Raw genomic sequence first — 22277 nt, 5'->3', positions numbered from 1 at the left:
TTCCAGGCTTTTGTTCGATAAGCCCGCACGCGACCTGGCCTCAAAGCCAGGTTGAACGGGCGACTTCAGAGCGCAGGAAGCAGGAAGGGAGAAGCGCGAGGGTTGGCGGGAGGCCAGCGATAGCGGGCAAGACGCGGGATATGCAGGGCCGCCAGCGGCCGCACACGCTCGGCCACGAGCAGGCCAAGCAGCCCGAAGAACGCCGCCAGGATGATGGCGCTGAACAAGCTGGCCAGGGCGCAGTTGGAACCAGTGGCCGGATTCGGTGCGACGATGCCGGAGCCGTCGAGGTCGGCGCCCGCGCCGAAGTTGCCATCGAACGAACAATACTGGCCGTCCAGACCGCTGAGTTGCATGCCAGCCATCTGGCCGTGGCTGATCGCGCAGACGAACGCACTGAACAGGATGCTGAAGTACATCACCCAGGCAGTCAGTGAGCGTTCTTTGCGGGCCAGTTTCATGGGGCGCGACTCTAAACAGAGGATGGCAGCGCGACACTGCGGTGCGTTGCCGCAGGCGTTTGATGCAGGAGTCTAGCAGAGGCTCATGTCTTTATCGCGATGAGTGTTAACACCACGGCGCAACGTCCAGCAAACGCTGGCAACGCAGTTGCACGAATTCGCGCAGCAGGTGCACCGCCTTGCTCAGCTGAGCACGGTGCGCACACACCAGATACAGAGGCGTCGGCTCGCCCAGCCAGTTCGGCAGCAGCACCTGCAGGCGCCCTTCGCACACGTCTTCGGCGACATCCAGCCAGGACTTGTACACCACACCCCGCCCGGCCACGGCCCAGCGCCGGGTGACATCGGCATCGTCGCAGACCCGGTCACCCGCGACATTCATCAGCACCTCGCGCTTGCCATCCTGAAAGTGCCAACGATCATACGCACGGCCATGCAGCATATAGAGCAGGCAATTGTGCTGATGCAGGTCCTCCACGCTCTGTGGTGAACCGTGCCGGGCGATATAGGACGGCGAGGCGCAGAGCACCCGGCGATTGTCCGGTGCCACCGGCAGCGCCACCAGGCTGGAGTCCTCCGGGGCGCCGTAGCGCAGGGCGATGTCCACCGGCTCACGAAACAGATCGGTCAACCGATCTGCCAGCAGCAGGCGCAGCTGCAGTTGTGGATGCTCGCTCTGGAACTCGTCGAGCCAGGGCAGCAGCGTATTGCGCCCCAGATCCGAGGGCGCCGACAACTGCAGCACACCGCGAATCCCTTCCTGGCTGCCAACCAGTTGCTGGCGCCCTTCCTCCAGGCTCTGCAGCGCCAGCCGGGCATGCACCAGATACAGCTCGCCCTCGGGCGTCAGGCGCAGGCTGCGCGTCGAACGTGCCAACAGGCGCACCTGCAGTTGCTGCTCCAGACGCTTGAGGGCGGCGCTGGCCACGGCTGGCGACACATCCAGCAGCCGCGCCGCAGCGGAAAGGCTGCCGGTTTCGGCGGTACGTACGAAGAGTTGCAGGTCGTCGAAGCGAAGCATGGTCATTCACTTTCAAAAAAATAATGAAAGAGACTCTATTACCAGCCTATTTTTCTTGCCACACAAATAAACGAACATAGTTCCACTACCTCCACCGGAGCCAACCATGACCACCGCTCTCACACTGATCGCCACCATCAAGGCCCTGCCAGGACATGCCGAGGCAGTGGCCGCGGGCCTGCAACGTCTGGTCACGGCCACTTGCGCCGAGCCAGGCTGCCTGCAGTACGCACTGCACCGCAACAAGGAGGACTCGCACCAGTTCGTGATGATCGAACAATGGCGCGACGCCGAGGCACTGGACCAGCACCGCGCAGCGCCTCACTTCGTACATTTCACCAACACATTCGGCGAGCGGCTTGCGGGCATCGATCTGCTCCCTCTGCAACCCCTTACCTGATTTCTCACAGAGGACCATTTCCATGAAAGCCGTCGCTTACTACCAATCCCTGCCTGCCGAGCATCCCGAAGCGCTGCAGGACGTGCAGCTGGCCGATCCCACTCCGGGCCCGCACGATCTGCTGGTCGAGGTTCGAGCCATCTCGGTGAATCCGGTCGACACCAAGATCCGCCATGGCGTTATCCGCCTTGGCGATGCGCCGGACAACGGTGCCGCCAAGGTGCTCGGTTGGGATGCAGCCGGAACCGTCAAGGCGGTAGGCAGTGAGGTCAGCCTGTTCAAGCCGGGCGACAAGGTTTTCTACGCCGGCGCCATCGACCGTGCCGGCGCCAACAGCGAACTGCACCTGGTCGATGAACGCATCGTTGGCCATATGCCGGGCAGCCTGTCGTTCGCCGAAGCTGCAGCCTTGCCGCTGACCGCCATCACCGCCTGGGAACTGCTGTTCGAACGTCTGCAGGTTGCCGAAAGCTCGGCCGATCAAGGCCAGAGCCTGCTGATCGTCGGCGCCGCCGGTGGCGTCGGTTCGATTCTCACCCAACTGGCGCGCCACCTGACCGGCCTGACCGTGATCGGCACCGCCTCGCGCCCGGAAACCCAGGCCTGGGTTCGTGATCTGGGCGCACATCATGTGATCGATCACAGCAAGCCGCTGAGCGAGGAACTGGCGCGCATTGGCATCGGCCAGGTCACCCATGTCGCCAGCCTGACCCAGACCGACCAGCACTACGCGCAACTGGTCGAGTGCCTGGCGCCGCAGGGGCGTCTGGCGCTGATCGACGACCCGTTGCAACCGCTGGACGTGATGCAACTCAAGCTCAAGAGCCTGTCGCTGCACTGGGAGCTGATGTTCACCCGTTCGCTGTACCAGACCACAGACATGATCAAGCAGCATCGTCTGCTGGAGCGGGTCTCCGAGCTGGTCGACGCCGGCGTGCTCAAGACCACCCTCGGTGAGCATTTCGGCACCATCAATGCCGCCAACCTGCGTCGCGCCCATGCGTTGCTGGAGAGTGGCAAGGCCAAGGGCAAGATCGTACTCGAAGGGTTCTGAGGCGCGATGGTGTGGTGGGCTGAAGCGGATCGTCGCCCGGCCCATCCGACAAACCACGGCACAACCTTAAGGTGGACGTAGATACAAGGGTGGGCTTCAGCCCACCAACTCTTGCATCCCACCCCCGCCATCACGCTGCTTATCGCAAAGCGTTCTTAACGCTGGTCGACCCTTTGACCCACGTCAGAATAAGGTCATGCAAGCGGACTATCCTGACTTTCCCCAAGTAGCATCGACGACTCGTCGCAGCTCAAGGAGATGGTCAACATGAAGATTGTCGTCCAACCGCAGAATCAGGGTAGCGAATGCCTGTGGCAGGTGCGCCTGGATCAGCATTGCGTGAGTTTTCGCAGCGAAGAAGAGGCGCAGCAGTTCGTTGCCAAGCTCGAAGCGCGGCTGCGCGCGCCACATAACCTGCCCGACTGGCCCGTGCAGCGTCAGGCGAGCTGAACCTCAGCCCTGATTGCAATGACGCAGGATGTGCTGTTCGCACCGAAAAAAACGGGCTAGCCCTCGGTGCGCACGGCGCACCCTACCTCGCCAGGCCGCCCGTCATCAGGCGCAACGCCGGGCTGCGCAACATATCCAACACGGTGTCGACCAGCGCAGGCGCCTGCTGCGCCAGGTCGAAATTGGGCACCAGTAGCCAGTTGGCCTCGATGCCTTCCATATAGGCATGCAGGCACACGGCCGCTCGCGCGCAATCCAGATCCTCGGGCAACTGGCCCTTGTTGACTGCATTGCCCAATGCCTTGGCGATACGTTGATCGCACTCCAGGCTCAGCGCCTGCATGCGTTCACGCAGTCCAAGCAGCTCACCGGTGTATTCGCATTTGTAGCGCAGGATGTCATGGGTGCGGTGAGTCTGTGGCTCACAAGCCAGCCGTGTCAGCGCCGTGATCAGCAATTCACGCATGCAGCCCAGCGGGTCGGGCTCGTCCTCACTCTCGCTGGCACGCGCCAGTTCCTCGAGCGGCAGGCGCAGGCGTTCGAGCATCGCCTGAAACAGGTCTATCTTGTTCTCGAAATGCCAATAGATGGCGCCGCGACTGACGCCGGCTTCTTTCGCCACTTCGGCCAGCGACGCACGGGAAACGCCCTGGGCATGGAACACCCGCTCAGCAGCATCGAGTATTTGCACCCGCGTCGCCTGCGCTTCCTCTTTGGTTCTTCTGGCCATTTGTCACCTACTTTTGCCTTGCAGTAATCCTTCGGTAAGGAAGGACGGGCGAGAGTATGCAGGCAGCTTTAGGCATTTACAAACATTCACGTACGTAAGTATATTCCTCCATCGTTTTTTTCCCCTGCCTTCGTACCCTTCGCCCCTTGGGCCATGATTCGATAAAACGAGGTTCTCAGATGCACTCGAAGCCAGCCTTCGCTGTCTTGGTTTCCGCCATCGCCGTGGCAATGCTCAGTCTTACCGGCTGCCAGGAATCCAGCGCCCCCCAGACCCAGCAAACGCCGCAGGTCGGTGTGATTACGCTCGAGGCCAAACCCTTCACCCTGACCAGTGAAGTGCCAGGTCGTACCAGCGCCTATCGCATCGCCGAGGTGCGCCCTCAGGTCAACGGCATCATTCAGAAGCGTCTGTTCACCGAAGGCAGCGAGGTCAAGGCAGGTCAGCAGTTGTACCAGATCGACCCGGCCACCTACGAAGCGGCATACAAGAGCGCCCAGGCCACGCAGCTGTCCGCCAAATCGCTGTCTGATCGCTACAAGCTGCTGGTCAACGACAAAGCCGTCAGCCAGCAGGCCTACGACGAAGCCCGCGCCGCCAGCCTGCAGGCCGACGCCGCACTGGAGCAGGCGCGTATCGACCTGCGCTACACCAAGGTGATGGCGCCGATCAGCGGGCGCATCGGCCGTTCCGCAGTGACCGAAGGCGCGCTGGTCAGCAACGGCCAAGCCAACGCCATGGCCACCATCCAGCAGCTCGACCCGATCTACGTCGACGTCACCCAGTCGAGCAAGGAACTGCTGCGTCTGCGCCGCGACATGGCCGAAGGCCGTCTGCAGAAGGCTAGCGAGAGCGCCGCCAAGGTCGCGCTGAAGCTGGAGGACGGCAGCCGCTACGCCCATGAAGGCACCCTCGAATTCTCCGAAGTCGCGGTGGACGAAAGCACCGGCTCGGTGACCCTGCGCGCCGTTTTCCCCAATCCGGACCATCTGCTGCTGCCGGGCATGTTCGTGCATGCCGAGCTGCTTTCCGGGGTCAAGCAAAACGCCATCCTCGCCCCGCAGCAGGGTGTGACCCGCAACCAGCGCGGCGAGCCGACAGCGATGGTGGTGGGCGCCGACAACAAGGTGGAGCAGCGTGTGCTCAAGGCCGATCGCACCGCCGGCAGCGCCTGGCTGGTCGAGGATGGCCTGCAGGAAGGCGACCGCCTGATCACCGAAGGCCTGCAGTTCGTGCAGCCTGGCGCCGAGGTGAAGGCCGTGCCGGCGACGAACGTCAAGACCGAACAGCCTGCCCAAGACGCCGAACAAGCCAACGGCCAGGACTAACGGAGAAGTACTGAATGTCCAGATTCTTTATCGACCGGCCGATCTTCGCTTGGGTGATCGCCCTGGTGATCATGCTGGCGGGTGGCCTGTCCATCCTCAAGCTGCCGATCAACCAGTATCCAAGCATCGCACCGCCCGCCGTTTCCATCCAGGTCAGCTACCCGGGCGCCTCCGCGCAGACGGTGCAGGACACCGTGGTGCAGGTGATCGAACAGCAGCTCAATGGTATCGACGGGCTGCGCTATGTCAGCTCGGCCAGCAACTCCGACGGCAGCATGGAAATCGTCGTGACCTTCGAACAGGGGGTCAACCCGGACATCGCTCAGGTCCAGGTGCAGAACAAACTGCAACTGGCCACTCCGTTGTTGCCGCAGGAAGTGCAGCAACAGGGCATCCGCGTGACCAAGTCGGTGAAGAACTTCCTCATGGTCATCGGCGTGGTGTCGAAAGACGGCAGCATGACCCGTGAGGACCTCTCCGACTACATCGTCTCCAACCTGCAGGACCCGATCTCGCGGACCAAGGGCGTCGGTGACTTCCAGGTGTTCGGCGCGCAGTACGCCATGCGCATCTGGCTCGATCCGGCCAAGCTCAACAGTTTCCAACTGACCCCGGTCGATGTGCGCAGCGCCATCCAGGCGCAGAACGTGCAAATTTCCTCCGGCCAGTTCGGCGGCCTGCCCGCCTCGCCGGGCAACCAGCTCAACGCCACCATCATCGGCAAGACCCGCCTGCAGAGCCCGGAAGAGTTCCGCAAGATCCTCCTCAAGGTGCAGACCGATGGTTCCCAGGTGCGCCTGGGCGACGTGGCCAAGGTCGAGCTCGGCGGCGAGAACTACGCGATCAACGCGCAGTTCAACGGCCTGCCGGCCTCCGGCCTGGCGGTTCGCCTGGCCACTGGCGCCAACGCCCTGGACACTGCCAAGGCGGTACGTGAAACCATCGCCAATCTCGAGCCGTTCTTCCCGGCCGGCATGGAAGTGGTCTTCCCCTATGACACCACGCCGGTGATTTCGGCTTCCATCGAAGGGGTGGTACACACCCTGTTCGAAGCCATCGTGCTGGTGTTCCTGGTGATGTTCCTGTTCCTGCAGAACCTGCGCGCCACCATCATCCCGACCATGGCGGTGCCGGTGGTACTGCTGGGAACCTTCGGTGTGCTCGCCGCGTTCGGCTTCTCCATCAACACCTTGACCATGTTCGCCATGGTGTTGGCCATCGGCCTGCTGGTGGACGACGCCATCGTGGTGGTGGAGAACGTCGAGCGAGTGATGCGCGAGGATGGCCTGTCGCCCAAGGAGGCGACCAAGAAATCCATGGGCCAGATCCAGGGCGCGCTAGTCGGTATCGCCCTGGTACTGTCGGCGGTGTTCCTGCCAATGGCCTTCTTCGGCGGCTCCACCGGGGTGATCTACCGGCAGTTCTCCATCACCATCGTCTCGGCCATGGCCCTGTCGGTGCTGGTGGCGCTGGTCTTCACCCCGGCGCTGTGCGCCACCCTGCTCAAGCCCATCGACAGTGACCACCACGAAGCCAAACGCGGCTTCTTCGGCTGGTTCAACCGCACCTTCGAGCGCGGCAGCAATGCCTATCAGCGCGGTGTTGCGGGCATGATCAAACGCAAGGCGCCGTACCTGATCCTGTATCTGGTCATCGTCACCATCATGGCCTGGATGTTCACTCGCATCCCTACCGCGTTTCTGCCCGAGGAAGACCAGGGCGTATTGTTCGCCCAGGTGCAGACGCCGTCCGGCTCCAGCGCCGAGCGTACCCAGGTGGTGGTCGACGAGATGCGTGAATACCTGCTCAACGACGAGGCCAGCACGGTCAAATCGGTATTCACCGTTACCGGCTTCAACTTCGCCGGCCGCGGCCAGAGCTCCGGTATGGCCTTCATCATGCTCAAGCCCTGGGGCGAACGTCCGGGTGAGGAGAATGGCGTAGCCGCACTGGCGCAACGGGCGCAGATGCACTTCTTCAGCTTCCGTGATGCGATGGTGTTCGCCTTCGCCCCGCCGGCGGTGATGGAGATGGGTAACGCCACCGGTTTCAACTTCTTCCTGCAGGACCAGGCCGGCGTCGGTCACCAGGTGATGAACGAAGCACGCGACAAGTTCCTGCAGCTGGCCAACCAGCATCCGGTGCTCGACAGCGTGCGCGCCAACGGCCTGCGCGACGAAGCGCAGTACCAGCTGCTGATCGACGACGAGCGCGCCCGCGCCCTCGGCCTCTCGCTGTCGGACATCAACAGCACCCTGTCGATCGCCTGGGGTGCCAGTTACGTCAACGACTTCATCGACCGCGGTCGAGTGAAGAAGGTCTACCTGCAGGGCGTGGCCGACGCACGTATGGCCCCGGAAGACCTGAACAAGTGGTACGTGCGCAACGACCAGGGCCGCATGGTGCCGTTCAGCGCCTTCGCCAGTGGCGAGTGGACTTACGGCCCGCCTAAGCTGGCGCGCTATAACGGCGTGTCGGCGGTGGAAATCCTCGGTGCGCCGGCGCCCGGCTACAGCACCGGTGATGCCATGGCTGCCGTCGAGGATATCGCCTCGCAACTGCCGCAGGGCGTCGGCTACTCCTGGACCGGTCTGTCCTACGAGGAGCGCCTGGCCGGCTCGCAGACCACGGCATTGTTCGTGATCTCGGCCATCGTCGTGTTCCTCTGCCTGGCAGCGCTGTACGAGAGCTGGTCGATCCCGTTCTCGGTGATGCTGGTGGTGCCGCTGGGGATCATCGGCGCGCTGCTGTTCACCGAGCTGCGCGGGCTGTCCAACGACGTGTTCTTCAAGGTCGGCCTGCTCACCACAATCGGTCTGTCAGCGCGTAACGCGATCCTTATCGTCGAGTTCGCCAAGGCCCAGTACGAACAGGGCATGACCTTCGCTGAAGCGGCCATCGAAGCCTGCCGCATGCGTCTGCGTCCGATCATCATGACCTCGCTGGCGTTCATCCTCGGCTGCCTGCCGCTTGCCATCGCCAGTGGCGCCGGCGCGGGCAGCAAGCACGCCATCGGTACCGGGGTGATCGGCGGCATGCTCAGCGCGATGATCCTGGCGATCTTCTGGATTCCACTGTTCTACGTCGTGGTCTGCTCGATTTTCGAGAAGAAGCGCCCCGAGCCGACCCGTGAAAACGAGAAGGAGGTACTGCAATGAGGCAGTCCCTGTTGTCCCTGGCCGTGGCCGCCGCTCTGCTCAGCGGCTGCAGCCTGATTCCCGACTATGAGCGCCCGGATGCTCCGGTTGCCGCCGACTGGCCGCAAGGCGAAGCCTATGGCAGCGCCGCCAGCGAAGGCATCCGCGCGGCGGCCGACCTGCAATGGCGCGAGTTCTTCCGCGACCCGGCGCTGCAGCAACTGGTGCAGGTGGCGCTGGAAAACAACCGCGACCTGCGCGTCGCCGCGCTGAACGTCGAAGCCTACCGCGCGCTGTACCGCATTCAGCGCGCCGACCTGCTGCCTTCGGTCTCCGCTGATGGCGCCGGCACCCGCCAGCGCCTGCCAGCTGACCTGAGCCAGACCGGTGAAGCCCGCACCAGTGGCCAGTACAGCGCCACCCTGGGCGTCAACGCCTGGGAGCTGGACTTCTTCGGCCGTATCCGCAGCCTCAGCGAGCAGGCCCTGCAGCAGTACCTGGCCACCGAGCAGGCCGCGCGCAGCACGCAGATCAGTCTGGTCGCCAGCGTCGCCAACGCCTACCTGCAATGGCAGGCGGATCAGGCGCTGCTGCAACTGACCCAGGACACCCTGAAGACCTTCGAGGAAAGCTACCAGCTGACCCAGCGCAGCTTTGACGTCGGTGTCGCCGATGCCCTGGCCCTGAGCCAGGCACGCAGCTCGGTGGACAGTGCGCGCGTCAGCCTGGCGCAATACCAGCGCCTGGTCGCGCAGGATCGCAACGCTCTGACCCAACTGCTCGGCAGCGGCCTGCCGGCCGACCTGCCGCAAGGCCTGGCCTTGAACGCCGAACTGCTGGAGCAGGTGCCGGCCGGCCTACCCGCCGACCTGCTGCAGCGTCGTCCTGACCTGCTGCAGGCCGAATACCAGCTCAAGGCCGCCAACGCCAATATTGGCGCGGCACGCGCGGCGTTCTTCCCCAGCATCAGCCTGACCGCCAATGCCGGCACCGCCAGCAGCCAGTTGTCCGGCCTGTTCGACAGCGGCTCGGGCACCTGGCTGTTCCAGCCGCAGATCAGCCTGCCAATCTTCAACGCCGGCCGCCTGCGCGCCAACCTCGACTACGCCGAGTTGCAGAGCGATATCCGCGTCGCCGAGTACGAGAAAGCCATCCAGGTGGCCTTCCAGGAAGTCGCTGACCGCCTGGCTGCGCGCACCACCTACCGCCAGCAACTGGACGCCCAGCGCGCTCTGCTGGAAACCACCGAGACCTATTACGACCTGGCCGAACGCCGTTACCGCACCGGCGTGGACAGCTACCTGACCCTGCTCGACGCCCAACGTCAGCTGTTCAGCGTGCGCCAGCAACTGATCGCCGACCGCCTGGCCCAGCTCAGCAGTGAAGTGGAGCTTTACAAGGCCTTAGGTGGTGGCTGGAGCAATACGGGGAACGCCCCACAAGGTTGACCGCGCGTAACCTGCTTCAAGGACGACCTTATCCAACGCGCCGCCCCCGCAGTCTTTGCGGGGGCGTTTTTTTGTACGAGTTCTGACGGACTGACGCCGCACCGTAGCCCGGATGAAATCCGGGACCCTGAGGCTTGGCGATAGCTGTATGGCGGCAATTCGGATGCGGCCTGAAGTTCGCTTTCGCGAATGAATTCGCTCCTACAGAAGTCTGAAGCCGCATGATTCAGTGGCAGACACCCGAGGCCTCCGAGAACGTTGAAGGCGACTGCTGCGCAGTGCCCTCTCTGTAGGAGCGAATTCATTCGCGATCCGCTCGCCCCGATTTCGCCCTAAGAGCGCCGTGCCGCCACTCAGGCCAACGCAGCCAGCAGCTGCGCGCAATCCTGCGCATGCAGCTCGGTCAGCTCCGGCCAGGGGTTGTCCGGCAGGTTGACCAGCACGCCGCGCGCTCCCGCTGCCTGGGCGCATTCCAGGTCGAAGCGGTAGTCGCCGACCATCACCAGCTCTTGCGGCTTGACCGTCCAACGTTCGGCCAGGTGCAGCAGCCCGCCCGGATGCGGCTTGGGCGGTGCTTCATCGCGACCGAGAATGTCGGCGGTAGCGAAACAGTCATCCAGGCCGATGGCCTGCAGCGTCAGCAGGGCCAGCGAGTGAGCATTGCGCGTCAAAATGCCAAGTTGGCAGCCGCGCTCGCGTAGGGCGTGTATCAGTTCGATTGCGCCCGGCGCCGGGCGCGAAGCCACTGCCAGCTCGCGCTCGTGCTCCAGCAGCCAGCCATGTTTGGCGGCTGCCTCATCCGCCGGCAGCGCGGCAAGGTGATGAAGAATGTCGTCCTCTTCGGGGATGTCGAGGGCACGCTTGATCGCGACAAAGTCATGCACGGCAAGGGTCAGGGTACCGTCCATGTCGAACACCCAGTGACGTGCTTCGCGCAGTGCCTTCACTTCCAGTCCTCACGCACGCGGGTCAGACCTTCCTGGGCCGCCGAGGCCACAAGTTCGCCCTGGCGGTTGTAGATACTGGCGCGGGAGAAGCCGCGCGCATTGCCGGCCCAGGGGCTGTCCATGGCGTACAGCAGCCAGTCGTCCATGCGCAGGTTGCGGTGGAACCACAGCGAATGGTCGAGGCTGGCCACCTGCATGAACTTCTGGAACACCGACACGCCATGGGGCTGCATCGAGGTGGTCAGCAGGTTGAAGTCACTGGCATAGGCCAGCAGGTACTTGTGCAGCTGCGGGTCGTCCGGCAGATCGCCGGCGGCGCGGAACCACACGTACTTGACCGGTTCGCAGGGCTGCGGGGCGAAGGGGTTGATCAGAGTGACCGGGCGGATCTCGATGGGCTTGTCGCTGGTCAACCGCTCACGCATGCGCTCGGGAATCATCGGCGCCACCATGCGCGCCAGTTCGGTTTCCGATTTCAGATCCTCGGGACCGGGGACATCCGGCATCTCGCTCTGATGGTGAAAGCCTTCCTCGTCGTACTGGAAGGACGCACTGCAGAAAAAGATCGGCTGGCCCTTCTGCACCGCCACCACGCGGCGGGTGCTGAAGCTGCCGCCATCGCGGGTGCGCTCGACCTGGTAGACCACCGGCAGGCTGGCATCGCCAGGGCGCAGGAAGTAACCGTGCATGGAGTGCACGTGGCGCGCCTCTTCGACCGTCTGGCTGGCGGCGGAAATGCATTGGCCGAGCACTTGGCCGCCGAACAGCTGGCGAAAACCGAGATCCTGGCTGCGGCCACGGAACAGGTTTTCCTCGATCTGCTCCAGGCTCAGCAGCGCGACCAGATCATCGAGAACCTGAGTCATGGGGTGTCATCTCCTTGCATGGGGGTATACGCAATTGCGGGTAGGCCGGCAGCGATGTCAGGCGTTCATCCCAAACGGCGCGGCCAAGGGTGAAATGGTAAAGACTTTGCAGCCCGCTGTCGGCATCTCCGAGCAATTCGCGCAAAGCATCGTCGAAATAGCAGCCGATGCCCGTACCGGAAAGCCCTGCCGCTTCGGCTTCCAGATAGAGCAACTGACCAATCTGGCCACATTCCCAGTAGAGCCGTGGATAACGCCAGGCGCCATCCGCCACGGCGCCCTCCACCCGTGCCAGCATGGCCAAGGCCACGCAGCCGTCGGCAGCGATGTCCTGGCCGCAGCTGAGAAACCCCGCCAGGCCACGGGCATCGCCTTCAAGCAGACGATATAGCGGGAGGTCATCATCCACCCGCTGCCACAGGTAATCCTCGCGCAGCGGCTGCACGCCGCTGCCCGTGCGGTCCAGCCAGTAGAGGCCAGGCACCAGGCCCTGCACACGATGGACGAACAGCAGCAGGTCGATCTCCCTCGGCTCACCGGTCACGGCGAACGGCACTGGCGATTGCGTCGGCATCAGGCGGCGCAGCCAGGCCAGCAACAGTGCAGCCTGAATACCGCTGCGGCCGTCCATGCTCTGCGCGCTGCGTCGGCGATGCAGGATCGGTCTGAGCGGCAGCCCGGGGTTGTCATTGCGAACGCCGGCAACATCTACGCTCCATTCGGCGCGGGGCCGCGCTGGCGCCCGGCACAGCCCATGCACACGCTGCAACTCGGACCAGTGGCGATATTCGCGCGACAGGCGATTGGGCGCGCCCATCCGCTCAAGCTGCGCCAGCGCCGTTAACAGGGCTTCGGGCAGCGCAAATTCCATCGTTTGCTTCGGGCCTATCCACAGCAGGCAGTCGCCGTGTTCGGCCTCGTGAAAATTTTCTCCATCCAGCCCCAGCAGGCCGTCCAGGCGGGCTTCGGCCACGCCGTGTAGCATGCGCACCTGCCAACCCTGCACGCTGGCGGCGATGGCCAACGCCGCCAGGGCGTGCCCCAGGTCGTGCTGGCAGTAGCGGTAGGCGCGCTCGCCATACTTCCAGGCCTCGCGCCAGGCGATGCTGCTCAGACCGAGGAGAAAACCGCCGGGTGGCAGGCAGTCGGCAAGCTGCCGGCCGAGCGGTGGCGGCAGCTCGCTACGCACTTCCAGGGCATGGACATCCGGCGCGTAGTGGGCCAGCACAGCGTCATCCTCAACAGCGCCAGGAGGCAGCAACAGGTAGGCCTCGGTCGGGTGCAGATTGCCGGATGACGGGTTGACCCGCAGCGCCCAGCGACTGCCGCCAGCCTCCTTCCAGGCGGAAATGGCCAGGCTGTCGTACAGTAGTTGCGAGATGCTGGCGCGACTCAGTGGCGCGGGCGATGTCTGCGGCCCGGCGAAAGCCGTGTCGTACGACGGCCACTCCTCCAGCGGGCGGTGGTACAGCTCGATCAACCGGGCACCCTCGTAGCGGCGAAACGGTGCTGGCTGAGTCGCCCACTCCAACTGCCCCGGCCCTGGTGCGAAACGCTCGGGGGCGTGTTTGCTGAGCTGGTGATAGGCGAGCACGTCGGTCATCGCTGCGCCTCCCACTGCTCGCGGCGGATGCGGTAGAGCACATGCCGCTGCAGGGGATGACCCTCCGGCAGGCGCGGGTGGAGAAAGTCGGCACTTTCGTCACGCTGCATACCGATACTGCGCATCACTGCCTGCGACGGCAGATTGGCCGGTACGGTGAAGCTCAGCACTTCGTCCAACCCAAGCTGCTCGAAGGCCACGGCCAGTGAAGCGCGCGCAGCCTCGCTGGCATAGCCCTGACGCCAGTGCGCCCGTGCCAGACGCCAGCCGATTTCCACAGCCGGCACGAACGACGCATCGAAGCCGACGTGAGCCAGGCCCGTGACACCGATCACCTCGCCCGTGTCGCGCCGCTCCAGCGCCCAGAAGCCAAAGCCGTGCTGATCGAAATGCGCACGTATGCGCGCCAGTAGCTGTGCGCTCTGCTCGGCGTCCATAGGCGCGGGAAAATGACGCATCACCTCGGCGTCGGCATTGAGTGCGATCAGCGCCGGCAGGTCACTGTCGCGCCAGGTACGCAGCAAGAGGCGCTCGGTGCAGGTTTCGATCGTGGGCATGGCGATTGTCTCGATTGGCTGCGACCATATGGCGTCGACTTGGTGAGCACTTATTGTATGCCGCATACGGCCCGCCCTTCGCGGCCAGGCATCGTTTCCCCATGGAGAAATTCCGCTTGCTGCGTGATCACCTGGTCGATAGCGGCCTGAGCACCGATGCCGGGCCGCATCGGCCCGAATAGTCTCCAGCGGAGGCCCTCGCCCTTCGACTGCATCGCTTGCTACATGACTGGCGAGCTGTCATACGGGAACCCGCGCAGAAAAGGTCTGGCAAAGCCAGGCGTAACGGACGACGACAGATAGCATGTACCACGGAGAAAAATTCAACGCCTGGAGCCACCTGATCGGCGCCGTTCTGGCTGCCATCGGCGCGGTATGGTTGTTGGCACTGGCAAGCTTCACGGGCGACCTCTGGAAGATCGTCTCAGTGGCCATCTACGGCGTCACCCTGCTATTGCTGTACAGCATCTCCACCCTCTACCACAGCATGCGCGGCCCGGCGAAGCGGGTGATGCAAAAACTCGATCACCTGTCGATCTATCTGCTGATTGCCGGCAGTTACACCCCTTTCTGCCTGGTAACCCTGCGCGGACCGTGGGGCTGGACCTTGTTCGGCATCGTATGGAGTCTTGCGCTGATCGGCATGCTGCAGGAAATCAAACCTCGCTCCGAAGCACGTGTGCTGTCGTTGATCATCTACGCGGTGATGGGCTGGATCGTGCTGGTGGCGGTAAAACCCTTGATCGCTGCCCTGGGTATGACCGGCTTCAAATGGCTGGCGGCTGGTGGCGTGCTCTACACCGTAGGCATCATCTTCTTCGCCTACGACAGCCGTTTTCGCCATTGGCATGGTATCTGGCACCTGTTCGTCATGGCTGGCAGCCTGCTGCACTTCGTGGCGATCCTGTTCTATGTGCTGTGACAATTTTCTACCGTCGATTGAAAAACGCCCACACCATCAATGCCCTGACTGGGCATAGTGACCACTGCACATATCAATTGGATCGCCGATTACAACGTCAAGCCATTGCCGCTGGTTACCCGGCGAAAAGGTGGAGTCCTGGTGATTGCCTGGATTGGCTGCGACCATAGGTTGTCGACTTAATGAGCACCCATTGCATGCCACTACCGCTGGTCTACCACGAGGATTACAGCCCGCCCTTCCCGGCCGGACACCGTTTCCCCATGGAGAAATTCCGCCTGCTGCGCGATCACCTGGTCGATAGCGGCCTGACCACCGGTGCCGAGTTGCAGCGTCCCGAGTTGTGCCCGGCAGAGATCCTCGCCCTGGTGCATTGCCCGGACTATATCGCCCGCTACATGGCTGGCGAGCTTTCCTACGAGGACCAGCGCCGCCTTGGCTTGCCCTGGAGCGATGCCCTGGCCCGACGCACCGTGCGCGCTGTGGGCGGTTCGCTGCTGACCGCCGAACTGGCCCTGCGTCATGGCCTGGCCTGCCACCTGGCTGGCGGCACGCACCATGCGCACTACGATTTTCCGTCTGGTTTCTGCATCTTCAACGACCTGGCGGTGATCGCCCGCTACCTGCTCGAAGCCGGCCGCGTGCACCGGGTGCTGATCTTCGACTGCGACGTGCATCAGGGCGACGGCACCGCACGGCTGCTGGAGAACGAGCCAGACGCGGTTACCGTGTCACTGCATTGCGAACAGAACTTTCCGGCGCGCAAGGCGCAGAGCGACTGGGACATCCCGCTGCCTCGCGGCATGGGCGATGAGGATTACCTGAAGGTGGTGGACGACATACTCAATTACCTGCTGCCGATCTATCAACCGGACCTGGCGCTCTACGACGCCGGCGTCGACGTGCACAAGGACGATGCCCTGGGCTACCTGCAACTCACCGACGCCGGTTTGGCCGCCCGTGACGAAGCCGTGCTGCAGCACTGTCTGGGCCGCGACATCCCGGTACTGGGTGTGATCGGCGGGGGCTACTCCAAGGACCACGCCGCCCTCGCCCGCCGCCACGGCATCCTCCATCACAGTGCGGCAAAAGTGTGGGCGGCACGTGGGTTGGGCTAGACCCCCGTAGGGCTGGTGAAACCCGCCAATTCGCTGGTGGCGGGTTGCACCCGCCCTACATGCCCCTGACGATCAGCCGGCCTGCACCTTGTCCAACGCCTGCTCCAGCGTGGCTACGGTGCGGTCGATGTTGCCCAGTTTGTCCAAGCCGAACAGGCCAAGACGGAAGGTCTGGAAGTCCGCCGGCTCGTCGCATTGCAGCGGTACGCCAGCGGCGATCTGCAGGCCGATGGCGGCGAACTTGGCGCCGGTCTTGATCTGCGCATCGTCGGTGTAGCAAACCACCACGCCAGGCGCCTCGAAGCCCTTGGCCGCGACGCTCTTGAAGCCGCGCGCCGCCAGCAGAGCTCGCACCCGGTCACCGAGTTGCTGCTGTTGCTCGCGTACCTTGGCGAAACCAAGGGTCTTGGCCTCCAGCATGGCATCGCGGAAACGCGCCAGGGCGTCGCTGGGCATGGTGGCGTGGTAGGCGTGGCCGCCCTGCTCGTAGGCCTGCATGATCTGCAGCCACTTCTTCAGGTCGCAGGCGAAGCTGCTGCTCTGGGTCGCCTCGACGCGCGCCTGGGCTGCCTCGCTCAGCATCACCAGGGCACAGCACGGCGAGGCGCTCCAGCCCTTCTGCGGCGCGCTGATCAGCACGTCGATGCCACAGGCCTGCATGTCCACCCAGAGGGTGCCGGAGGCGATGCAGTCGAGCACGAACAGGCCGCCGACGGCGTGCACTGCATCGCTCACCGCACGCAGGTAATCGTCCGGCAGGATCATGCCCGAGGAGGTTTCCACGTGCGGGGCGAACACCACCTGCGGTTTCTCGGCGGCGATGGTGGCCAGCACTTCGTCCAGCGGTGCTGGAGCAAACGCGGCTTGCGGGCCGTCGGCCACCGGGCGTGCCTTGAGCACGCGCGACTCGGAAGGAATCCGGCCCATGTCGAAAATCTGCGTCCAGCGGTAGCTGAACCAGCCGTTACGGATCACCAGGCACTTCTGGTCGGTTGCCAACTGCCGCGCCACCGCTTCCATGCCATAGGTGCCGCTGCCCGGCACCACTGCCACGGCATGGGCGTTATAGACCTGCTTGAGGGTGGCGGAGATATCGCGCATCACACCCTGGAACGACTGCGACATATGGTTCAGCGAGCGGTCGGTGTAGACCACCGAATATTCGATCAGGCCATCGGGATCAATGTCGGGGCAGATCTGGGACATAACGGACTCCAGCCAATAAGGTTCGACCAGAACCTGCCCGAACCCCGGGCAAATGACAAGGCCAGGGAGCTCTCGGGTAGAATACGCAGCCTTCCTCGGACCGTCCTGCCACCATGACCACAGCCACCAAGCCCAACGCCCATCACGTTGCCATTATCGGCGGCGGCCCTGCCGGGCTGATGGCTGCCGAAGTGCTGGCGCAAGGCGGCGTGCGCGTGGAGCTGTTCGATGCCATGCCCTCGGTGGGGCGCAAGTTCCTGCGGGCTGGCGTCGGCGGAATGAACATCACCCACTCCGAGCCCAGGGAGGCCTTTATCGGCCGCTACAGCGAACGCCAGGCCGAGGTCGCGGCGCTGCTGCGTGAGTTCGATGCCGACGCCCTGCGCGCCTGGATTCACGGCCTGGGCATCGACACCTTCGTCGGCACCTCCGGCCGCGTGTTCCCCAGCGACATGAAGGCCGCGCCGTTGCTGCGCGCCTGGCTGCGCCGCCTGCGCGAGCTGGGCGTGGCGATCCACACCCGCAGCCGCTGGCTGGGTTGGAGCGACGACGGCAGCCTGCGCATCGCCGGGCCGGACGGCGAACGCGCCGTGGTCAGCGATGCCTGCCTGCTGGCGCTGGGCGGCGGCAGTTGGGCACGACTGGGCTCCGACAGCGCTTGGGTGCCGCTGTTGCAAGCACGCAGTATCGAAGTGGCGGCGCTGAAGCCGAGCAACTGCGGTTTCGAGGTCGCCGGCTGGAGCGACTACCTGCGCGAGAAGTTCGCCGGCGCGCCACTGAAGAACGTCGCCCTCACCCTGCCCGATCAGTCCGCGCGCATTGGCGAGTTCGTGCTGACGGCGAGCGGCATCGAAGGCAGCCTGGTTTACGCCTTTTCCGCCGACATCCGCCGCGCCATCGAGGCCGATGGCCAGGCCGTGATCAGCCTAGACCTGCTGCCACAGATGCCACTGGCCAAGCTGCAACAGGCGCTGGGCAAACCGCGCGGCAAGCACTCGATGGCCAAGCATCTGCACCGCCAGGCCGGTCTCGACGGCGTGAAGGCCGCCCTGCTGCGTGAGCTGGCACCGGCCGAAGCCTTCGCCGAGCCAACCGAGCTGGCGCCCTGGATCAAGGCGCTGCCGATCACCCTGCTGCGCACCCGGCCATTGGACGAGGCGATCAGCAGCGCCGGCGGCGTGCCCTTCACGGCGCTGGATGACGGTCTGATGCTCAAGGCCCTGCCTGGCGTATTCTGCGCCGGGGAAATGCTCGACTGGGAAGCGCCCACCGGCGGTTACCTGCTCACCGCCTGCTTCGCCAGCGGGCGGGTGGCGGCACAGGGCATACTCGGCTGGTTGCATAACGTGTAATCCGGGGGATATCGGCGCAATGCCCCGGATTGCATCCGGGCTACGGCTGAAAACCGCTGTAACGCCACGCAGGCTGCGGCTATGCTCAATCTCAGCGCCTCCCACACAGGTAATTTGCTGCCGTGATCCCTCTGCTGGTCTGCGACGACTCCAATATGGCGCGCAAGCAATTGATCCGCGCGCTGCCGGCTGAATGGCCGGTCACCCTCAGCCAGGCCACCAACGGCGAGGAAGCACTGGCATTGATCCGCCAGGGACAGGGTCAGGTGATGCTGCTCGACCTGACCATGCCGGTGCTCGACGGCTACCAGACCCTGGCCGCTTTGCGCGCCGAAGGGCTCAGCAGCCAGGTCATCGTGGTGTCCGGCGATGTGCAGGAAGAAGCCGTGCGCCGCGTGCGTGAACTTGGCGCCCTGGCCTTCATCAAGAAACCCGCCGACCCCGAGATTCTGCGCCAGACGCTGATCGAGCTGGGCCTGTTCAACCCGCAGGGCACGCCAGCGGCGCAGGCCCAGGCGGTGGCATTGTCGGATCTGAAAGTCAGCTTCCGCGATGCCCTGCGCGAAGTCAGCAACGTTGCCATGGGTCGCGCCGCCGCGCTGCTGGCCAAGGTGCTGGGTGTATTCGTGCAGTTGCCGGTGCCGCAGGTGAACATCTTCGAAGTCAGCGAACTGCACATGACCCTGCTCGACGCTCAACGCGGCGAGCGCTTCAGCGCCATCTGCCAGGGTTTCATCGGCGAGGCCATCGCCGGCGAAGCCCTGCTGCTGTTCCATGATTCGGAAGTGGAGGACATGGCGCGCCTGCTCGGCTGGCAGCCGAAGAACGAAGCGCAAACCTCGGAGATGCTCCTGGATCTGGCCAGCATCCTGATCGGCGCCTGCCTCGCCGGTATCGCCGAGCAGCTCGACCTGCGTTTCTCCCAGGGCCACCCGCAACTGCTCGGCCAGCACGCCAGCCTTGACCAGATCATCCAGGTCAACCGTCAGCGCTGGCGCAAGACCCTGGCCGTTGAGATCAGCTACAGCCTGGAGGGCCACGCCATCCATTTCGACCTGCTGCTGTTGTTCACCGAAGACTCGATCAAGCGCCTGACCGCCAAGATCGGCTACCTGATGGAGTGAGACGATGCCCGCGCAGATCGATATAAAGGAAGTCCACTGGCTGCTCGACATCGTGCAATGCATCGACGTTGGCGTGGTGGTGCTCGACCGCCAGTACCGCGTCGAGGTGTGGAACGCCTTCATGGAAAACCACTCCGGGCTTGGCCCGGACCAGGTACAGGGCCGCTCGCTGTTCGAGCTGTTCCCCGACATCGACCGCCCCTGGCTGGAACGCAAGGTGGAAAGCGTGGTGCAACTGGGCACCCGCGCCTTCAGCCTGTGGCAACAGCGCCCTTACCTGATGCGCTTCAAGAGCTACCAGCCGATCACCGGCCAGGCCGATTTCATGTACCAGAACGTCACCCTGTTGCCGCTGGCGGGCCAGCCGGTGGAGCATGTATGCCTGGTGATCTATGACATGACCGCCGCTGCCGTGGCCGCACGAACGACTCAATGATCCCTAGCGCGGATTTCATCCGCGCTAGGGTTCTGACGAAAAAGGGATTTACATGCTGCGCAGCGTTGAACTGAAAACCTTCGTCCCGGCACGGGACTTCAGCCTGAGCCAGGACTTCTACCAGGCGATGGGTTTCAAGCGTGGTTGGGGCGACGAACAGCTGACCTACTTCAGCCACGGCGACCACTGTGCGTTCCTGCTGCAAAACTTCTACGTGAAGGAACAGGCGGAGAACTTCGTCATGCACCTGTTGGTGGAAGACGTCGATGCCTGGTGGCAGCAGATTCAGGCAGCACGCCTGGAGGAACGTTTTGGTACACGACTGATCGCGCCACAGGATCAGCCTTGGGGTATGCGCGAGTTCATCGTGTTCGACCCCAGCGGCGTGCTGTGGCGAATCGCGCAGAACATCTGAACATCACTGGCGGACAAGCTTCGCGTTGTCCGCCCTACGCCCTGTCGCGGCTAAAGCCCCTCCCACAGGTATAACGTCTGCCATATGGGAGCGGCTGGTCGGCATTGCGCCTTAGCCGCGAGCTTCTCTAGCAAGCTCCCCTTACTTCTTGCCACCCTTGGGCTTGCTGCCGAAGCTGGGCACCTTGCGCACCGCCTTGGCTTTGGGCTTGGCGTCCTCTTCCTCGAACCAGCGGCCGAGGTGGATATTGCCCTTGCCGGCCGGTTTGGTAGCGCCGGGGATCAGTTTCTGCTTAGGCTTCTTCGGTTTTTTCAGGACCTGGCCACCCACCGCCGTCTGCGGTACGCGGTGATCCGGAATGAAGTCCGGCTCGTCGACACGCTTGATCAACTGCTGGGTCAGGTTCTCGATCGCCGCCAACTGATCCACCTCGTCGGCGCAGACCAGGGAGATCGCCTCGCCCGTACTACCGGCGCGGCCGGTTCGGCCGATGCGGTGCACGTAGTCCTCGGCGTTGATCGGCAGATCGAGGTTGACCACCAGCGGCAGGTCGTCGATATCCAGGCCGCGCGCGGCCACGTCGGTGGCCACCAGTATCTGCACCTCACCCGCCTTGAAGCGTTCCAGTGCACGCAGGCGACTCGGCTGCGGCTTGTCGCCGTGGATCGAGTCGGCAGCCACGCCCATGGCCAGCAGCTCCTGCTCCAGCTGGTCGACACCCTTGCGGGTCTTGGCGAACACCAGCACCTGGCCCCAGCGTTTTTCCTGCAGCAGGTGCAGGAACAGCTCGCTCTTGCGCTTCTTGTCCACCGGGATCAGCCATTGCTTGACGGTCTTGGCGGCGGCGTTGCGCGGGCTCACTTCCACCGACAGCGGGTCACGCAGCAACTCGCCAGCCATCTGCCGGATGGCATCGGAGAAGGTGGCGGAGAACAGCAGGGTCTGGCGCTTTTTCGGCAGCGCGCTGAACAGCTCATCCAGCTCGCGGGCAAAACCCAGGTCGAGCATGCGGTCGGCTTCATCCAGCATCAGGGTCTGCAGCTGGGAGAACTTCACGGCGTTCTGTCGATACAGGTCGAGCAGCCGACCTGGCGTGGCCACTAGCACGTCGACACCCTTGCGCAGCTTCATCATCTGCGGGTTGATGCTGACCCCGCCGTACACCGCGTAGCTGCTCAACGGCAGGTGCTGGCCGTAGGTCAGGAAGCTCTGCAGCACCTGCTCGGCCAGCTCGCGAGTCGGCGTCAGCACCAGCGCACGCACGCTGTTGCTGGTGACCTGCGGGCCTTCCAGAGTCAGGCGTTGTAGCACCGGCAGGGCAAAACCGGCGGTCTTGCCGGTGCCGGTCTGCGCGGCAGCCATCAGGTCGCGGCCCTTGAGCACAGCGGGAATGGCCTGGCTCTGCACCGGGGTCGGCGTCTGGTAGTCGAGATCAGCAAGGGTGCGCAGCAGCGGCTCGATCAAACCGAGGGAAGCGAAGGTCATGGAGGGTAACCGCAGGAAGTAGAAGAACTGGCGCGTAGTTTACCCGTTCACACCTGCCGTAGGAGCGGCTTCAGCCGCGAAATTGCCCGGCAAGCTACCAAACCGTGGGAGAGGCTTTAGCCGCGACAGCGATGCTCGTTGCTGAAGATTCGCCCACGCAATTCCACAGCACTTCGCGGCTGAAGTGAAATGCCGCCCAGCCGCTCCTACAGATACG

21 protein-coding genes and 1 pseudogene are annotated in these 22277 nt (G+C 64.0%); 13 read left to right on the top strand and 9 right to left on the bottom strand.

The genetic code is table 11. The annotated features are described in order from the left end of the window. Positions 1 to 65 precede the first annotated feature (65 nt). Both EGJ86_RS06860 and EGJ86_RS06855 read right to left on the bottom strand, forming a co-directional pair. Entirely contained in the window at positions 66 to 461 is a 396-nt protein-coding gene (locus EGJ86_RS06860) for a DUF2946 domain-containing protein (RefSeq protein WP_125834528.1), read from the bottom strand. A gap of 106 nt (positions 462 to 567) precedes the next feature. Then, the gene (locus tag EGJ86_RS06855; protein WP_125834527.1) at positions 568 to 1482 is read right to left on the bottom strand and encodes a LysR family transcriptional regulator; all 915 of its coding nucleotides are present in this window, start codon (positions 1480 to 1482) and stop codon (positions 568 to 570) included. Positions 1483 to 1588: 106 nt separating this feature from the next. Between EGJ86_RS06855 and EGJ86_RS06850 the strand changes: the two genes are divergently transcribed. From EGJ86_RS06850 to EGJ86_RS06840, 3 genes are all read left to right on the top strand, one after another. Further along, a complete protein-coding gene (locus tag EGJ86_RS06850; protein WP_125834526.1) occupies positions 1589 to 1882 on the top strand; it encodes a putative quinol monooxygenase in 294 nt (97 codons plus the stop codon). A 22-nt stretch (positions 1883 to 1904) separates the two neighbouring features. Further along, on the top strand, positions 1905 to 2936 hold the full coding sequence (locus EGJ86_RS06845; protein ID WP_125834525.1) for a zinc-binding alcohol dehydrogenase family protein: 1032 nt from the start codon (positions 1905 to 1907) through the stop codon (positions 2934 to 2936). A 267-nt stretch (positions 2937 to 3203) separates the two neighbouring features. After that, positions 3204 to 3386, top strand: a complete 183-nt coding sequence (locus tag EGJ86_RS06840) for a hypothetical protein (RefSeq protein WP_125834524.1) — start codon at positions 3204 to 3206, stop codon at positions 3384 to 3386. An 82-nt stretch (positions 3387 to 3468) separates the two neighbouring features. On the opposite strand, the gene EGJ86_RS06835 is transcribed toward EGJ86_RS06840, so the two are convergent. Beyond that, a complete protein-coding gene (locus EGJ86_RS06835; RefSeq protein WP_125834523.1) occupies positions 3469 to 4116 on the bottom strand; it encodes a TetR family transcriptional regulator in 648 nt (215 codons plus the stop codon). A 179-nt stretch (positions 4117 to 4295) separates the two neighbouring features. On the opposite strand from EGJ86_RS06835, the gene EGJ86_RS06830 reads away from it, so the two are divergent. From EGJ86_RS06830 to adeC, 3 genes are read left to right on the top strand one after another with little or no spacing between them, the layout of a single operon-like run. Then, positions 4296 to 5444 carry an efflux RND transporter periplasmic adaptor subunit gene (locus EGJ86_RS06830; RefSeq protein ID WP_125834522.1) on the top strand — a complete coding sequence of 383 codons (1149 nt, stop codon included), beginning with the start codon at positions 4296 to 4298 and terminating at the stop codon, positions 5442 to 5444. Between the two features lie 14 nt (positions 5445 to 5458). Continuing rightward, positions 5459 to 8602, top strand: coding sequence for an efflux RND transporter permease subunit (locus EGJ86_RS06825; protein ID WP_125834521.1), 3144 nt, complete (start codon positions 5459 to 5461; stop codon positions 8600 to 8602). Continuing rightward, complete coding sequence (gene adeC / locus EGJ86_RS06820; RefSeq protein ID WP_125834520.1) at positions 8599 to 10029, top strand: AdeC/AdeK/OprM family multidrug efflux complex outer membrane factor; 1431 nt, start codon at positions 8599 to 8601, stop codon at positions 10027 to 10029. Before EGJ86_RS06825 ends, adeC begins: the two co-directional genes overlap by 4 nt. A gap of 353 nt (positions 10030 to 10382) precedes the next feature. Here the strand turns inward: adeC and EGJ86_RS06815 are convergent, their stop codons facing one another. From EGJ86_RS06815 to EGJ86_RS06800, 4 genes are read right to left on the bottom strand one after another with little or no spacing between them, the layout of a single operon-like run. Further along, on the bottom strand, positions 10383 to 10976 hold the full coding sequence (locus tag EGJ86_RS06815) for an HAD family hydrolase (protein ID WP_125834519.1): 594 nt from the start codon (positions 10974 to 10976) through the stop codon (positions 10383 to 10385). Beyond that, positions 10973 to 11842: an acyl-CoA thioesterase II gene (tesB, locus tag EGJ86_RS06810; protein WP_074679276.1), complete on the bottom strand. Its 870-nt coding sequence runs from the start codon at positions 11840 to 11842 to the stop codon at positions 10973 to 10975. Before tesB ends, EGJ86_RS06815 begins: the two co-directional genes overlap by 4 nt. Next, positions 11823 to 13445: a nitroreductase family protein gene (locus tag EGJ86_RS06805; RefSeq protein ID WP_125834518.1), complete on the bottom strand. Its 1623-nt coding sequence runs from the start codon at positions 13443 to 13445 to the stop codon at positions 11823 to 11825. The genes tesB and EGJ86_RS06805 overlap by 20 nt, the downstream gene beginning before the upstream one ends. Beyond that, entirely contained in the window at positions 13442 to 14002 is a 561-nt protein-coding gene (locus EGJ86_RS06800; protein WP_125834517.1) for a GNAT family N-acetyltransferase, read from the bottom strand. The genes EGJ86_RS06805 and EGJ86_RS06800 overlap by 4 nt, the downstream gene beginning before the upstream one ends. A 53-nt stretch (positions 14003 to 14055) precedes the next feature. Between EGJ86_RS06800 and EGJ86_RS25585 the strand changes: the two are divergent. The 3 genes and pseudogenes from EGJ86_RS25585 to EGJ86_RS06790 form a co-directional block, all read left to right on the top strand. Next, positions 14056 to 14272, top strand: a pseudogene (locus EGJ86_RS25585) (histone deacetylase); the annotation flags it as partial. Positions 14273 to 14306: 34 nt separating this feature from the next. Further along, positions 14307 to 14924 carry a hemolysin III family protein gene (locus tag EGJ86_RS06795; RefSeq protein WP_021489424.1) on the top strand — a complete coding sequence of 206 codons (618 nt, stop codon included), beginning with the start codon at positions 14307 to 14309 and terminating at the stop codon, positions 14922 to 14924. A gap of 197 nt (positions 14925 to 15121) precedes the next feature. Then, positions 15122 to 16042 carry a histone deacetylase gene (locus EGJ86_RS06790; protein WP_125834547.1) on the top strand — a complete coding sequence of 307 codons (921 nt, stop codon included), beginning with the start codon at positions 15122 to 15124 and terminating at the stop codon, positions 16040 to 16042. Between the two features lie 72 nt (positions 16043 to 16114). On the opposite strand, the gene EGJ86_RS06785 is transcribed toward EGJ86_RS06790, so the two are convergent. Continuing rightward, on the bottom strand, positions 16115 to 17248 hold the full coding sequence (locus tag EGJ86_RS06785) for an aminotransferase class V-fold PLP-dependent enzyme (protein ID WP_125834516.1): 1134 nt from the start codon (positions 17246 to 17248) through the stop codon (positions 16115 to 16117). 113 nt (positions 17249 to 17361) lie between these two features. Between EGJ86_RS06785 and EGJ86_RS06780 the strand changes: the two genes are divergently transcribed. The 4 genes from EGJ86_RS06780 (at position 17362) to EGJ86_RS06765 (ending at position 20575) form a co-directional block, all read left to right on the top strand. Beyond that, positions 17362 to 18600: a TIGR03862 family flavoprotein gene (locus EGJ86_RS06780; RefSeq protein ID WP_125834515.1), complete on the top strand. Its 1239-nt coding sequence runs from the start codon at positions 17362 to 17364 to the stop codon at positions 18598 to 18600. A 122-nt stretch (positions 18601 to 18722) separates the two neighbouring features. Further along, complete coding sequence (locus EGJ86_RS06775; protein WP_099526213.1) at positions 18723 to 19724, top strand: response regulator; 1002 nt, start codon at positions 18723 to 18725, stop codon at positions 19722 to 19724. A 4-nt stretch (positions 19725 to 19728) separates the two neighbouring features. After that, on the top strand, positions 19729 to 20160 hold the full coding sequence (locus EGJ86_RS06770; protein ID WP_041980629.1) for a PAS domain-containing protein: 432 nt from the start codon (positions 19729 to 19731) through the stop codon (positions 20158 to 20160). Positions 20161 to 20212: 52 nt separating this feature from the next. Further along, positions 20213 to 20575 carry a VOC family protein gene (locus EGJ86_RS06765; protein ID WP_125834514.1) on the top strand — a complete coding sequence of 121 codons (363 nt, stop codon included), beginning with the start codon at positions 20213 to 20215 and terminating at the stop codon, positions 20573 to 20575. A 141-nt stretch (positions 20576 to 20716) separates the two neighbouring features. On the opposite strand, the gene EGJ86_RS06760 is transcribed toward EGJ86_RS06765, so the two are convergent. Continuing rightward, positions 20717 to 22060: a DEAD/DEAH box helicase gene (locus EGJ86_RS06760; protein WP_125834513.1), complete on the bottom strand. Its 1344-nt coding sequence runs from the start codon at positions 22058 to 22060 to the stop codon at positions 20717 to 20719. Positions 22061 to 22277 lie beyond the last annotated feature (217 nt).

The organism is Pseudomonas sp. o96-267, assembly GCF_003935465.1.
Lineage (GTDB): Bacteria > Pseudomonadota > Gammaproteobacteria > Pseudomonadales > Pseudomonadaceae > Aquipseudomonas > Aquipseudomonas sediminis.
Note: the sequence above shows the minus strand (reverse complement) of the source record. Positions and strands in the feature narration are given on the sequence as shown.